This is a genomic window from Streptomyces longwoodensis (assembly GCF_001514125.1).
In the GTDB taxonomy this organism is placed as follows: Bacteria; Actinomycetota; Actinomycetes; order Streptomycetales; family Streptomycetaceae; genus Streptomyces; species Streptomyces longwoodensis.
The window spans coordinates 711,802-725,131 of sequence record NZ_KQ948550.1; the positions used below are offsets into that span (position 1 = coordinate 711,802).

Below are 13,330 nucleotides of genomic sequence, written 5' to 3' on the forward strand. Positions count from 1 at the left end.
GGCTGAGGCTTCTGGACACGGCACCCGACGGGTGCTGGTGGCCGCGGACAAGTTCAAGGGGTCGCTGACGGCGGTGCAGGTCGCCGAGCGGGTCTCGGCGGGGCTGCGGCGGGTCGTGCCGGACGTGGAGGTCGAGGCGCTGCCCGTCGCCGACGGCGGCGACGGCACGGTGGACGCGGCGGTCGCCGCCGGGTTCGAGCGCCGTGAGGTGCGGGTCGCCGGGCCCCTCGGGGACGAGGTGACGGCCGCGTTCGCGCTGCGCGGCGACACCGCGGTCGTGGAGATGGCGGAGGCGAGCGGCCTCCAGCGGCTGCCGGCGGGCGTGTTCGCACCGCTCACGGCGTCGACGTACGGCTCCGGGGAACTGCTGCGCGCCGCGCTGGACGCCGGGGTGCGCACGATCGTGTTCGGCGTCGGGGGGAGCGCGACGACCGACGGCGGCGCGGGCATGCTGTCCGCGCTCGGGGCGCGCTTCCTGGACGCCGACGGTGAGCCGGTGCCGCCCGGCGGGGGCGGCCTCGCGCAGGTGGCCCGGGCCGACCTGTCCGGCCTCGACCCGCGCCTCGGGTCGGTGGACCTGGTCCTCGCCAGCGACGTCGACAACCCGCTGACCGGCCCCAAGGGCGCACCGGCGGTCTACGGCCCGCAGAAGGGCGCCTCGCCGGACGACGTGGCGGCCCTGGACGCGGCGCTCTCGCGCTACGTGGAGGTGCTGGAGGCGACGCTCGGGTCGCGCGCCGCCGAGTACGCCGGGTCACCGGGTGCCGGTGCCGCGGGCGGCATCGGGTACGGGGCGCTGCTGCTCGGCGCGCGGTTCCGGGCCGGGATCGAGGTCATGCTCGACGTGCTGGGCTTCGCGCCGGCGCTGGAGCGGGCCCAGCTGGTGATCACCGGCGAGGGGTCGCTGGACCAGCAGACGCTGCACGGGAAGGCACCGGCGGGCGTGGCGACGGCCGCGCGGGCCGCCGGCAAGGAGGTCGTCGCGGTGTGCGGCCGGCTGGCCCTGCCGCCGGAGGCGCTGGGGCGGGCCGGGATCCGGCGCGCGTACCCGCTGACCGACGCGGAGCCCGACGTGGCGCGGTGCATCGCGGAGGCCGGACCCCTCCTGGAGCGGGTCGCCGAGCGCATCGGGCGCGACTTCCTGACCTGAGCCCGGCGCCTTCGGCCCCCCGCCGCCGTCGCCGTACGGTGGACCCATGGATGTCTCGAACGCCCTCGGGGAGTTCCTGCGGGCCCGGCGGGCGCTGGTGCGCCCCGAGGACGTGGGGCTGCGCGGCGGGGGGATCCGGCGGGTGCCGGGGCTGCGGCGCGAGGAGGTCGCGCTGCTCGCCGGCATCAGTTCCGACTACTACCTGCGCCTGGAGCAGGGCCGGGACCGCAACCCGTCCGCCCAGGTGCTGCGCTCCGTGGCGCGCGTGCTGCGTCTGGACGCCGGCGCCACCGCCCACCTGCTCGCGCTGGCCCGGCCGCCCGGGGCACCGCGGACGGCCGCCCCGCAGGCGCCCGACGCGGTGCCCGCGAGTGTGCGCGGGCTCATCGACGGCTGGACCCGCAACCCCGCCTACGTCCAGAACCGGTACGCCGACGCCCTCGCCGTCAACCGGCTGGCGACCGCCCTGTCCCCGAACTACGCCCCCGGCGTGAACCTCCTGCGCGCCGTCTTCCTCGACCCCGCCGAGCGCGCGCTGCGCCGGGACTGGGAGGAGCTGACCGAGGAGGGCGTGGCCGTGCTGCGCGGCGCCGTCGGGCCCGACCTGGACCGGCCGCGGCTCGGGGAGCTGGTGGCCGAGCTGTCCGCGGCCAGCGAGCGCTTCCGCCGGCTGTGGGAGCGGCACGACGTGCAGCCCCGGCGCGGGCGGATCAGCAGGCTCCGGCACCCGGAGGTCGGCGACCTCGACCTGTACTCGAACAAACTGTCGATCGACGGTACCGACGGCCTCACCCTGGTCGTCTTCCACGCCGAGCCCGGCAGCCCGAGCGAGGAGCGGCTGGAGGCCCTCGGCGCCCCCGCCGCGGCCCCCTGAGCCGCCCCCTGGCCCCGCCGGGCCGGTCCCCCGGCCCCGGACACGACGAAGGGCCTCGGACCGAGCAGGTCCGAGGCCCTTCACGTCGTACGACGGCGGCGGCCGCTAGGGCAGCTGGGCCGCCCGCGCCTCGCGGCGGTTGTCGCGGAAGGTGTTCACCCGGCGGGCCGTGGCGAACAGCGGGATCACCGCGCCCATGACGAGCTGCAGCGCGCAGCCGGTCTGCAGCAGCAGCTGACCGCTCGGGGCGTCGAACGCCCAGGCCGCCAGCAGGCCCATCGACAGCACGATCCAGCCGAGCATCGCGCCGGCCAGGCGGCCCCGGGGCTTGGGGTACTCCACCCGGCTCACCATCAGCCAGGCGGTGCCGATGATGGCGAGCAGCGTCGCCACGAACGGCAGCTCCAGCAGCACGATGGAGACCACCGTCAGCGCGCCGAACGGCGAGGGCATGCCCTGGAACATGCCGTTCGGCGGCGTCACGCACGAGAAGCGCGCGAGTCTGAGCACCACCGCGAGGAGCACGACGATCGCGCCGACCGCCGCCACCCGCTGGTGCGCGTCGTCGGCGACCATGCCGTAGACCAGGACGAAGTAGGCCGGGGCCAGACCGAAGCTGATCAGGTCCGAGAGGTTGTCCAGCTCCGCGCCCATGGGGGAGGAGCGCAGCTTCCTCGCCACCAGCCCGTCGAAGAGGTCGAAGACCGCCGCGCAGAGCATCAGGATGACCGCCGTGGCCGCGCTGTGGCGGGCCATGCCGGCCTCCTGGTCACCCGTGAGGTGCGGGATCAGGATGCCCGTGGTGGTGAAGTACACCGCCATGAAGCCGCACGTGGCGTTGCCCAGTGTGAGGGTGTCCGCTATCGACAGCCGCAGCGAGAGGGGCATCTCCTCGTCGTCCGCGTCGTCGGCCTCGGGAACCCAGCCCGCCTGTGTCTCCGGGTCAATCACGGTCAATGCGAGTCACCCCAGCCACGGTCTTCTGGCCGACCTCGACCGCGACCTCCACGCCCTCGGGCAGGTAGAGGTCGACGCGCGAGCCGAACCGGATCAGACCGATGCGCTCGCCCTGCTCGACCTTCGTGCCCTGGGGCAGGTAGGGGACGATGCGGCGGGCGACGGCGCCGGCGATCTGGATCATCTCGATGTCACCGAGCTCGGTGTCGAAGTGCCAGACGACGCGCTCGTTGTTCTCGCTCTCCTTGTTGAACGCCGGGACGAACCCGCCCGGGACGTGCTCGACCGACGTCACGGTGCCGGCCAGCGGGGCGCGGTTGACGTGGACGTTCAGCGGGCTCATGAAGATCGCGACCCGGGTGCGTCCGTCCTTCCACGGCATGATGCTCTGCACCACACCGTCGGCGGGGGAGATGACCCTGCCCTGAGCGATCTCGCGCTCGGGGTCGCGGAAGAACCACAGCATGCCCGCCGCGAGAGCGGTGGCGGGCACGGCGACGGCCTTGGCGGCACCCGAGCGGCGGGCGCGGACCAGGCTGACGGCCGCGGTGGCGACGGTCGGCAGAAGCCACGGCGATGCTCCGCGCGCGAGGCGTACGCCGGCGAGGCTGTCGCGAGGTGCAGAGGTTTGGCTGTGGGGCATGGATGACCTTCGTAGCGGATGGTGCCGCGCTTCGACGGGGGGACGGCGGCTTTCCGGCGATCGTAGCGGTTAACGGCCACAACTGGGTAAGGCAGGAAGCCGAGTCGGCGGCTGGAGAAGATTGACGGGGTGTGATCTTCTTCTCGAAGAAAACACCCCCAACCCGGACATCTAGCCCTGGAACCGATACTCTTCGAGCAGCCTTCGCCCGATGATCATTTTCTGGATCTCGGCGGTGCCTTCACCGATCAGCAGCATCGGGGCCTCCCGGTAGAGGCGCTCGATCTCGTACTCCTTGGAGAAGCCGTAGCCGCCGTGGATCCGGAAGGCGTCCTCCACGACCTCCTTGCAGTACTCGGAAGCCAGGTACTTCGCCATCCCGGCCTCGAGGTCGTTTCGCTCCCCGGAGTCCTTTTTGCGTGCCGCGTTCACCATCATGGCATGCGCGGCCTCGACCTTGGTAGCCATCTCGGCCAGCTTGAACTGGATCGCCTGGTGCTGGGCGATGGGCTTGCCGAAGGTGTGGCGCTGCTGGGCGTACTGGACGCCCAGCTCGAAGGCGCGCTGGGCGACGCCGCAGCCGCGCGCCGCGACGTTGACCCGGCCGACCTCCACGCCGTCCATCATTTGGTAAAAACCGCGCCCGGTGACCCCGCCGAGCACCCGGTCGGCCGGTACCCGCAGGCCGTCCATGATCAGCTCGGTGGTGTCGACGCCCTTGTAGCCCATCTTGTCGATCTTGCCCGGGATGGTCAGACCGGGGCGGACCTCGCCGAAGCCGGGCTCCTTCTCCACCAGGAAGGTCGTCATCGACCGGTGGGGCGCGGTGCCCTCGGGGTGTCCTTCGTCACTGCGGACCAGGACGGCCACGAGCGAGGACGTGCCGCCGTTGGTCAGCCACATCTTCTGGCCGTTCAGGACGTACTCGTCGCCGTCCTTCACCGCCTTGGACGTGATGGCCGACACGTCCGAGCCCAGGCCCGGCTCCGACATGGAGAAGGCGCCGCGCACGTCGCCGGCCGCCATCCTGGGCAGGAAGTGGTCCTTCTGCTCCTGGGTGCCGTGCTGCTTGAGCATGTAGGCGACGATGAAGTGCGTGTTGATGATGCCGGACACCGACATCCAGCCGCGGGCGATCTCCTCGACGCACAGCGCGTAGGTGAGGAGCGACTCGCCGAGGCCCCCGTACTCCTCGGGGATCATCAGACCGAACAGGCCCAGCTCCTTGAGCCCGTCCACGATCTGCTGCGGGTACTCGTCGCGGTGCTCCAGCTCGGTGGCGACCGGGATGATCTCCTTGTCCACGAAGTCGCGGACGGTGGAGAGGATCTCCTGCTGGACGTCGGTCAGACCGGCGGTCTGGGCGAGTCGCGCCATGACTACTTCTCCTGCTCTCGCAGCTCCGGGCGGCCGGGCTGCTCGCCGCCGCGCTCCTTGATGTACGTCTCGGTGGGCACCATCACCTTGCGGCGGAACACGCACACCAGGGTGCCGTCCTGCTTGTAGCCCTTGGTCTCGACGTGCACGATGCCGCGGTCGTCCTTCGACTTCGACGGCCACTTGTCGAGCACGGTCGTCTGGCCGTAGATGGTGTCGCCGTGGAAGGTCGGCGCCACGTGCTTCAGCGACTCGATCTCCAGGTTGGCGATGGCCTTGCCGGAGACGTCCGGCACGCTCATGCCGAGCAGCAGGGAGTAGATGTAGTTGCCCACCACGACGTTCTTGCCGAAGTCCGTCGTCTTCTCGGCGTAGTTCGTGTCCATGTGGAGCGGGTGGTGGTTCATGGTGAGGAGACAGAACAGGTGGTCGTCGTACTCCGTGACCGTCTTGCCCGGCCAGTGCTTGTACGTCGCCCCGACCTCGAACTCCTCGTAGGTGCGTCCGAACTGCATGCTCACGCCTCCGGGATCTCGAACGACGAGGTACGCCGCATGCCGGCCGCCCGGCCCTTGCCGGAGATGACCAGGGCCATCTTGCGGCTGGCCTCGTCGATCATCTCGTCGCCGAGCATCGCCGAGCCCTTCTTGCCGCCCGCCTCGGACGTGTAGTAGTCGTACGCGTCCAGGATCAGCTCGGCGTGGTCGTAGTCCTCCTGCGAGGGCGAGAAGACCTCGTTGGCGGCGTCGACCTGGCCGGGGTGCAGCACCCACTTGCCGTCGAAGCCCAGCGCGGCGGCGCGGCCGGCCACCTCGCGGAAGCCGTCGACGTTGCGGATCTGCAGGTAGGGGCCGTCGATGGCCTGGAGGTCGTTGGCGCGGGCGGCCATCAGGATCTTCATCAGGATGTAGTGGTAGGCGTCCGCCGGGTAGCCGGGCGGCTGCTCGCCCACGACCAGCGACTTCATGTTGATCGACGCCATGAAGTCGGCCGGGCCGAAGATGATCGTCTCGATGCGCGGGGAGGCCTGCGCGATCGCGTTGACGTTGTTCAGGCCCTGCGCGTTCTCGATCTGCGCCTCGATGCCGATGCGCCCGACCTCGAAGCCCATGGTCTTCTCGATCTGGGTGAGCAGCAGGTCCAGCGCCACCACCTGCTCGGCGTTCTGCACCTTCGGCAGCATGATGCAGTCGAGGTTCGGCCCCGCGCCCTCGACGACCGTGACGACGTCGCGGTACGTCCACTCGGTGGTCCAGTCGTTGACCCGCACCACGCGCGTCTTGCCCGTCCAGTCGCCCTCGTTGAGGAACTTGACGATGGTGTGCCGCGCGTCGGGCTTGGCGAGCGGCGCGCACGCGTCCTCCAGGTCCAGGAAGACCTGGTCGGCCGGGAGGCCCTGCGCCTTCTCCAGGAAGCGGGGGTTCGAGCCCGGCACCGCCAGGCAGGAACGCCGGGGGCGAAGACGGTTGACAGGCGTCGTCATGCGGGGACCTCCAGGGGGTCGAGCTTGTTCGCTGTCCGGATCTCGTCGACGATGCGGCCGATGATGCCGGTGATGTCGAAGTCCTTCGGGGTGAAGACCGCCGCCACACCGGCGGCCCGCAGCTGTTCGGCGTCACCGCCAGGGATGATGCCACCTGCGATCACCGGGATGTCTGTGGCTCCGGCCACACGCAGCCGCTCCAGCACGTCCGGCACCAGCTGGGCGTGCGAACCGGAGAGGATCGACAGGCCCACCGCGTGCACGTCCTCGGCGAGGGCGGCGTCCACGATCTGCTCGGGGGTGAGCCGTATGCCCTGGTAGACCACCTCGAACCCGGCGTCGCGGGCCCGCACGGCGATCTGCTCGGCCCCGTTGGAGTGCCCGTCCAGGCCCGGCTTGCCGACCAGGAAGCGCAGCTTGCCCACCTCCAGCTCCTTGGCCGTCAGCTCCACCTTGCGGCGCACCTCGGCCAGCTGGGAGCCCTCCTCGGCGGGGACCGCCACGGGCGCGGAGGACACACCGGTCGGCGCCCGGAACTCGCCGAACACCTCGCGCAGCGCCCCGGCCCACTCGCCGGTGGTGACGCCGGCGCGGGCGCACTCCAGGGTGGCCTCCATGAGGTTGTCGGTGCCGCGCGCGGCCTCCTTCAGCTTCTCCAGCGCCTTGCAGGGGCGCGGGTGGTTGAAGGGCGGCTGGTAGCGGGTGTCGCGCCAGTGCTGGAGCGAGGCGATCACCTGGGCCTCGACCGCCGGGTCGACGGTCTGGATCGCGGTGTCCAGGTCGGCCGTGAGCGGGTTCGGCTCGGTGCCCTCGAAGATGTTCACACCGACGATCTTCTCCTCGCCGGACTCGATCCGCGCCCGGCGCTCCGCGTGCGAGGAGACCAGCTGCGACTTCAGGTAGCCCGACTCGACGGCGGCCAGCGCGCCGCCCATCTCCTGGATCCGCTCGATCTCCGCGAGCGAGTCCTGGACCAGCTCCTCGACCTTGGCCTCGACCACCTTCGAGCCCTCGAAGAGGTCGCCGTACTCCAGCAGGTCGCTCTCGTAGGCCAGGACCTGCTGGATGCGCAGCGACCACTGCTGGTCCCAGGGGCGGGGCAGGCCCAGCGCCTCGTTCCAGGCGGGCAGCTGCACGGCCCGCGCGCGGGCGTCCTTGGAGAGGGTGACGGCCAGCATCTCCAGCACGATCCGCTGGACGTTGTTCTCCGGCTGGGCCTCGGTCAGGCCGAGGGAGTTGACCTGGACGCCGTAGCGGAAGCGGCGGTGCTTGGGGTCCTCGATGCCGTACCGCTCGCGGGTGACCCGGTCCCAGATGCGGCCGAAGGCGCGCATCTTGCACATCTCCTCGACGAACCGGACGCCGGCGTTGACGAAGAAGGAGATGCGGCCGACGACGTCGCCCATGCGCTCCTGCGGCACCTGGCCGCTGTCGCGCACGGCGTCCAGCACGGCGATCGCGGTGGACATCGCGTACGCGATCTCCTGCACCGGCGTGGCGCCCGCCTCCTGCAGGTGGTAGCTGCAGATGTTGATCGGGTTCCACTTCGGCAGGTGGGAGACCGTGTACGCGATCATGTCCGTCGTCAGGCGCAGGCTAGGCCCCGGCGGGAACACGTGCGTGCCGCGGGACAGGTACTCCTTGACGATGTCGTTCTGGGTCGTGCCCTGGAGCCGGGTGACGTCCGCGCCCTGCTCCTCGGCGACGACCTGGTAGAGCGCCAGCAGCCACATGGCGGTGGCGTTGATGGTCATCGAGGTGTTCATCTGCTCCAGGGGGATGTCCTGGAACAGCCGGCGCATGTCACCGAGGTGCGCCACCGGCACGCCGACCCGGCCGACCTCGCCGCGGGCGAGGACGTGGTCGGAGTCGTAGCCGGTCTGCGTCGGCAGGTCGAACGCCACCGACAGACCGGTCTGGCCCTTGGCGAGGTTGCGCCGGTACAGCTCGTTGGACGCCTCCGCCGTGGAGTGACCGGCGTAGGTGCGCATGAGCCAGGGCCGGTCCTTCTCCCGCCGGCCGGCGGGCTGACGCTCAGTCATGGGGGGACCTCCGCTGTCCTCAGATGTTCCGGAAGCGGTTGATGGCGTCGAGGTGCCGCGCGCGCATCTCCTCGTCGCGCACGCCGAGGCCCTCCTCGGGGGCCAGGCACAGCACGCCGACCTTGCCCTGGTGGGCGTTGCGGTGCACGTCGTGGGCGGCCTGGCCGGTGTCCTCCAGGGAGTACACCTTCGACAGGGTCGGGTGGATCTTGCCCTTGGCGATCAGGCGGTTGGCCTCCCACGCCTCGCGGTAGTTGGCGAAGTGCGAGCCGATGATGCGCTTCAGCGACATCCACAGGTAGCGGTTGTCGTACTCGTGCATGTAGCCCGAGGTCGAGGCGCAGGTGGTGATGGTGCCGCCCTTGCGGGTGACGAACACCGAGGCGCCGAAGGTCTCGCGGCCGGGGTGCTCGAAGACGATGTCGATGTCCTCGCCGCCGGTGAGCTCGCGGATGCGCTTGCCGAAGCGCTTCCACTCCTTGGGGTCCTGGGTGGTCTCGTCCTTCCAGAACTTGTAGCCCTCGGCGGTGCGGTCGATGATCGCCTCGGCGCCCATGGACCGGCAGATCTCCGCCTTCTGCGGCGAGGAGACGACACAGATCGGGTTGGCGCCGCCGGCCAGCGCGAACTGCGTGGCGTAGGAGCCCAGGCCGCCGCTCGCGCCCCAGATGAGCACGTTGTCGCCCTGCTTCATGCCGGCGCCGTTGCGGGAGACCAGCTGGCGGTAGGCGGTGGAGTTCACCAGGCCCGGCGCCGCGGCCTCCTCCCAGCTGAGGTGGGCGGGCTTCGGCATGAGCTGGTTGGACTTCACCAGGGCGATCTCGGCGAGGCCGCCGAAGTTGGTCTCGAAGCCCCAGATGCGCTGCTCGGGGTCGAGCATGGTGTCGTTGTGGCCGTCGGAGGACTCCAGCTCGACGGACAGGCAGTGCGCGACGACCTCGTCGCCGGGCTTCCAGGCGTTGACGCCGGGGCCGGTGCGCAGCACGACGCCCGCGAGGTCGGAGCCGATGATGTGGTACGGCAGGTCGTGGCGCTTGGCCAGCTCGTTGGTGCGGCCGTAGCGCTCCAGGAAGCCGAAGGTGGACAGCGGCTCGAAGATCGAGGTCCACACCGAGTTGTAGTTCACCGAGGAGGCCATGACGGCCACCAGGGCCTCGCCCGGGCCGAGTTCCGGCACGGGGACCTCGTCGAGGTGGATCGACTTGCGCGGGTCCTTGTCGCGGGTCGCCATGCCCGCGAACATCTCCGTCTCGTCCTTGTGGACGGTGATCGCGCGGTACGACTCGGGGAGCGGCAGTGCGGCGAAGTCGGCGGGGGTGGATTCCGGCGACTGGATCGCGTCCAGGATGTCCTTCACGGTCACGGTGTTGCCTCCGGCGGTGAGCGCCCTGAGGGAGGGGCGCTGAGGGTTACGTCGGTGCTGCTTGAGGGTGAGGGGTGCCGTCGGTTCGGCGGGTGGGGCTGATCGGCGGCGCGGGTGGCGCGGGAGGGTGCCTGTGACGCAGGCGTCCGGGCGCGCGGGCCCGGGAGGGGGCCAGCGGGGACAGCCGGCGTTCGCATGGTCTCTGCACGCCGGCCGCCCGGACTCCTTCAACGTATGGCACACCGTGTCACCTGGCAAGGCACTCAGTGCCAGAACTTGCTCTCAGATGAAATCTTTACGCAACATATGAGCGATGATCGATCGAACGGGGCCGTGAATCTCCCCGAAAAGGGCCCCCGACATGCCAAAACGGCCACCCCGAGGGGTGGCCGTCGTCACAGCTGCGGGCGCAGCGGGAAGGTGCCTCAGCGCTCCTTGAGGGCCTGCTCGATGGTCCGCATGACCTCGTGCAGCGGCGCGTCGGTGCGCGCCACGGTCACCAGCACCTCGCCCTCGGCCGAGACCGCCGCCGGGGCCGGCCCCGGAGCCGTGGACCGGCCCGCTCCGATGCCCGTGCCGAAGGTGCGGCGCACGATCGCGAAGGCGTGGTCCAGCTGCGCCTCCACGTCGCCCTGGCCGCCCGCGCGCAGCCAGCGCCGCAGCACGTGGTTGTGGGCGGTGACCACGGCGGAGGCCGCGACTTCCGCGAGCAGCGGGTCGTCGTTGGCGTCGTCGTCGTGCGCGTGCTCGTCGAAGTGGCCCAGCAGGTAGCGGGTGAAGAGCCGCTCGTAGCGGGCCACCGACGCGATCTCCGCCTCGCGCAGGGTGGGGACCTCACGGGTGAGCTTGTAGCGGGCGACCGAGATGTCCGGCCGGGCCGCGTACATCCGCATGACCTCCTTGATGCCGCGGCACACCGTGTCCAGCGGGTGCTCGTGCGCGGGAGCGGCGTTGAGCACCGCCTCAGCGCGGATCAGGGTGTCGTCGTGGTCGGGGAAGATCGCCTCTTCCTTGGAGCGGAAGTGGCGGAAGAACGTGCGGCGGGCGACCCCGGCCGCGGCCGCGATCTCGTCGACGGTGGTCGCCTCGTACCCCTTGGTCGCGAACAACTCCATGGCCGCGGCCGCCAGTTCCCGGCGCATCTTGAGCCGCTGGGCGGCCGCGCGGCTGCCCGCGGCGCTCTCCGGGGCGTCGGGCGTGGCGGGGGTACGTGAGGACTTGGCGGGCTGGGACATGACCCGAACGTACTGCATGTCCGCAGCTCGGTGCGCCGGTCCGGCGGTTCCCCCGCCCGGCGGGGCCGGGACGGGGGCGGCCGGGCCCAGCAGGCCGCCCCAGTCCGTGTCCGCCGGGAACCGGCCGCGGGGGCGGTCAGCGCCGGGCATATTCGCGGAAGCCCCGGCCGGTCTTGCGGCCGAGGCAGCCCGCGGCCACCAGGTGCTCGAGCAGCGGGGCCGGGGCCAGCCCGGGGTCGCGGAACTCGCGGTGCAGCACCCGCTCGATGGCCAGCGAGACGTCGAGCCCGACCACGTCCAGCAGCTCGAACGGGCCCATCGGGTAGCCGCCGCCCAGCTTCATCGCCGCGTCGATGTCGTCGAGCGAGGCGTAGTGCTCCTGGACCATCTTGACCGCGTTGTTGAGGTAGGGGAACAGCAGCGCGTTCACGATGAACCCGGCCCGGTCGCCGCAGTCCACGGCGTGCTTGCGGATCGTCCCGCACACCTCGCGCACCGTCGCGTGGACGTCGTCGGCGGTCAGCACCGTGCGGACCACCTCGACCAGTTTCATGGCCGGCGCCGGGTTGAAGAAGTGCATGCCGATCACGTCCTGGGGACGCGAGGTGGCCCGGGCGCAGGCGACGACCGGCAGCGAGGAGGTGGTGGTGGCCAGGATCGCGCCCGGCTTGCACACCTTGTCCAGCGCCTCGAACAACTGCCGCTTCACGTCCAGGTCCTCGGCGACCGCCTCGACCGCGAGGTCCACGTCGGCGAAGGCGTCGTAGGAGCCCGCCGGGGTGATCCGGTCCAGGGTCTTCGCGGCCGTCTCGGCCGTCATCCGGCCCTTGTCGACGGAGCGCGCCAGGGACTTCCCGATGCGGGCCCGCGCCGCCTCGGCCTTCTCCTCGCTGCGGGCGGCCAGGACGACGTCGTAGCCCGCCTTGGCGAACACCTCCGCGATGCCGGAGGCCATGGTGCCCGAGCCCGCGACGCCGACCGAGCGCACCGGGCGGCCCGGCGCGGACGCGGCGCCCTCCTGCGGGGTCAGCGCGTCGGGCACGACGGTGGCGCTGCCCGGGGCCTCGTAGGTGTAGAAGCCGCGGCCCGCCTTGCGGCCGGTCAGGCCCGCCTCGCTGAGCTGCTTCAGGATCGGCGCGGGGGCGTGCAGCCGGTCGTGGGACTCGGCGTACATGGCGTCCAGGACCGTGCGGGCGGTGTCGACGCCGATCAGGTCCAGGAGGGCCAGCGGGCCCATCGGCAGGCCGCAGCCCAGCCGCATCGCGGCGTCGATGTCCTCGCGGGAGGCGTACTTGGACTCGTACATCGCGGCGGCCTGGTTGAGGTACCCGAACAGCAGCCCGTCCGCGACGAACCCGGGGCGGTCGCCCACCGCGACGGGCTCCTTGCCCAGTTCGAGGGCGAGGTCGGTGACCGCGGCGACGGCCTGCGGCGCGGTCAGCACGGAGGAGACGACCTCGACCAGTTTCATGGCCGGCGCCGGGTTGAAGAAGTGCAGGCCCAGCACCCGCTCCGGGCGGGCCGAGTCGGCGGCCAGCCGGGTCACGGACAGGGCGTTGGTGCCGGTCGCCAGGACGGCCGTGGGACGCACGATCGCGTCGAGCTCGCGGAAGACCTGCTGCTTGACCTCGTACGACTCCGGCGTCACCTCGATGACCAGGTCGGCTTCGGCCGCCGCCCGCAGGTCGGTGGAGGTGGTCACCCGGGCGAGAACGCCGGCGCGCTCCTGCTCGGTGAGCCGGCCGCGCTCGACGGCGCGGGCGGTGGAGGACTCCAGGGCGGCGACGGACCGCGCGGCCTGGGCCCCGCTGATGTCGATGCCGATCACCTGGCGGCCGGCCTTGGCCAGCACCTCGATGATGCCGGTGCCCATGGTGCCGAGGCCGACCACGGCGACGGTACCGAGCGGGGACAGGGACGAGTCGGACTGGGGAGTGGCCATCGCGGGACTCCAGGATGAGGGTGACGACTGGGAACGCCCCCCGGTGCGCCGAGGCGGCGCACCGGGTGCGTGAGGGATGCGGGTGTCTTCGGGCTGCGAGCGCACACGCCCGGTCCCTGCCGTCACCGCGGGCGCGCACACGCCCGGCCGATGCACGGAAGGGGATTCCGACCGGCCCTGTCCCGAGGCCTGGTCGTACTGCGGTACCTGAGGCACCGAACCGACTGCTGCTCCCGACGGCTGCGTCACCAGGCCGTCGTGAGG

Annotated in this window: 11 protein-coding genes; 2 read left to right on the plus strand and 9 right to left on the minus strand. The window is 71.4% G+C overall.

Annotated features, from left to right (window positions below):
• Positions 1 to 31 precede the first annotated feature (31 nt).
• Entirely contained in the window at positions 32 to 1,150 is a 1,119-nt protein-coding gene (locus tag AQJ30_RS07950) for a glycerate kinase (protein ID WP_067230349.1), read from the plus strand.
• A gap of 46 nt (positions 1,151 to 1,196) precedes the next feature.
• Complete coding sequence (locus AQJ30_RS07955) at positions 1,197 to 2,024, plus strand: helix-turn-helix domain-containing protein (protein WP_067230352.1); 828 nt, start codon at positions 1,197 to 1,199, stop codon at positions 2,022 to 2,024.
• A gap of 105 nt (positions 2,025 to 2,129) precedes the next feature.
• Here the strand turns inward: AQJ30_RS07955 and pssA are convergent, their stop codons facing one another.
• The 9 genes from pssA to AQJ30_RS08000 all read right to left on the minus strand — a co-directional run bounded on the left by pssA (position 2,130) and on the right by AQJ30_RS08000 (position 13,066).
• The gene (pssA, locus tag AQJ30_RS07960; protein ID WP_067230354.1) at positions 2,130 to 2,981 is read right to left on the minus strand and encodes a CDP-diacylglycerol--serine O-phosphatidyltransferase; all 852 of its coding nucleotides are present in this window, start codon (positions 2,979 to 2,981) and stop codon (positions 2,130 to 2,132) included.
• Positions 2,968 to 3,624 (minus strand): phosphatidylserine decarboxylase, encoded by a 657-nt coding sequence (locus AQJ30_RS07965; protein ID WP_067230356.1) that lies wholly within the window; start codon positions 3,622 to 3,624, stop codon positions 2,968 to 2,970. Before AQJ30_RS07965 ends, pssA begins: the two co-directional genes overlap by 14 nt.
• 171 nt (positions 3,625 to 3,795) lie before the next feature.
• Positions 3,796 to 5,001 (minus strand): acyl-CoA dehydrogenase family protein, encoded by a 1,206-nt coding sequence (locus tag AQJ30_RS07970; protein WP_067230359.1) that lies wholly within the window; start codon positions 4,999 to 5,001, stop codon positions 3,796 to 3,798.
• Between the two features lie 2 nt (positions 5,002 to 5,003).
• The gene (locus AQJ30_RS07975) at positions 5,004 to 5,516 is read right to left on the minus strand and encodes a MaoC family dehydratase (protein ID WP_067230363.1); all 513 of its coding nucleotides are present in this window, start codon (positions 5,514 to 5,516) and stop codon (positions 5,004 to 5,006) included.
• 2 nt (positions 5,517 to 5,518) lie between these two features.
• A complete protein-coding gene (locus AQJ30_RS07980) occupies positions 5,519 to 6,484 on the minus strand; it encodes an HpcH/HpaI aldolase/citrate lyase family protein (RefSeq protein ID WP_067230366.1) in 966 nt (321 codons plus the stop codon).
• Positions 6,481 to 8,526, minus strand: coding sequence for a protein meaA (locus AQJ30_RS07985; protein WP_067230368.1), 2,046 nt, complete (start codon positions 8,524 to 8,526; stop codon positions 6,481 to 6,483). Before AQJ30_RS07985 ends, AQJ30_RS07980 begins: the two co-directional genes overlap by 4 nt.
• A gap of 19 nt (positions 8,527 to 8,545) precedes the next feature.
• On the minus strand, positions 8,546 to 9,883 hold the full coding sequence (gene ccrA / locus AQJ30_RS07990) for a crotonyl-CoA carboxylase/reductase (protein ID WP_211278953.1): 1,338 nt from the start codon (positions 9,881 to 9,883) through the stop codon (positions 8,546 to 8,548).
• A gap of 431 nt (positions 9,884 to 10,314) precedes the next feature.
• Entirely contained in the window at positions 10,315 to 11,124 is an 810-nt protein-coding gene (locus AQJ30_RS07995; protein WP_067231017.1) for a TetR family transcriptional regulator, read from the minus strand.
• Between the two features lie 136 nt (positions 11,125 to 11,260).
• On the minus strand, positions 11,261 to 13,066 hold the full coding sequence (locus AQJ30_RS08000; protein ID WP_067230374.1) for a 3-hydroxyacyl-CoA dehydrogenase family protein: 1,806 nt from the start codon (positions 13,064 to 13,066) through the stop codon (positions 11,261 to 11,263).
• Positions 13,067 to 13,330 lie beyond the last annotated feature (264 nt).

Excerpts from the sequence above, each read along its gene's own strand:
- AQJ30_RS07955 (WP_067230352.1), top strand. The coding sequence starts at position 1,197 with ATGGATGTCTCGAACGCCCTCGGGGAGTTCCTGCGGGCCCGGCGGGCG.
- AQJ30_RS07965 (WP_067230356.1), bottom strand. The coding sequence starts at position 3,624 with ATGCCCCACAGCCAAACCTCTGCACCTCGCGACAGCCTCGCCGGCGTA.
- AQJ30_RS07970 (WP_067230359.1), bottom strand. The coding sequence starts at position 5,001 with ATGGCGCGACTCGCCCAGACCGCCGGTCTGACCGACGTCCAGCAGGAG.
- AQJ30_RS07975 (WP_067230363.1), bottom strand. The coding sequence starts at position 5,516 with ATGCAGTTCGGACGCACCTACGAGGAGTTCGAGGTCGGGGCGACGTAC.
- AQJ30_RS07980 (WP_067230366.1), bottom strand. The coding sequence starts at position 6,484 with ATGACGACGCCTGTCAACCGTCTTCGCCCCCGGCGTTCCTGCCTGGCG.
- AQJ30_RS07985 (WP_067230368.1), bottom strand. The coding sequence starts at position 8,526 with ATGACTGAGCGTCAGCCCGCCGGCCGGCGGGAGAAGGACCGGCCCTGG.
- AQJ30_RS07995 (WP_067231017.1), bottom strand. The coding sequence starts at position 11,124 with ATGTCCCAGCCCGCCAAGTCCTCACGTACCCCCGCCACGCCCGACGCC.
- AQJ30_RS08000 (WP_067230374.1), bottom strand. The coding sequence starts at position 13,066 with ATGGCCACTCCCCAGTCCGACTCGTCCCTGTCCCCGCTCGGTACCGTC.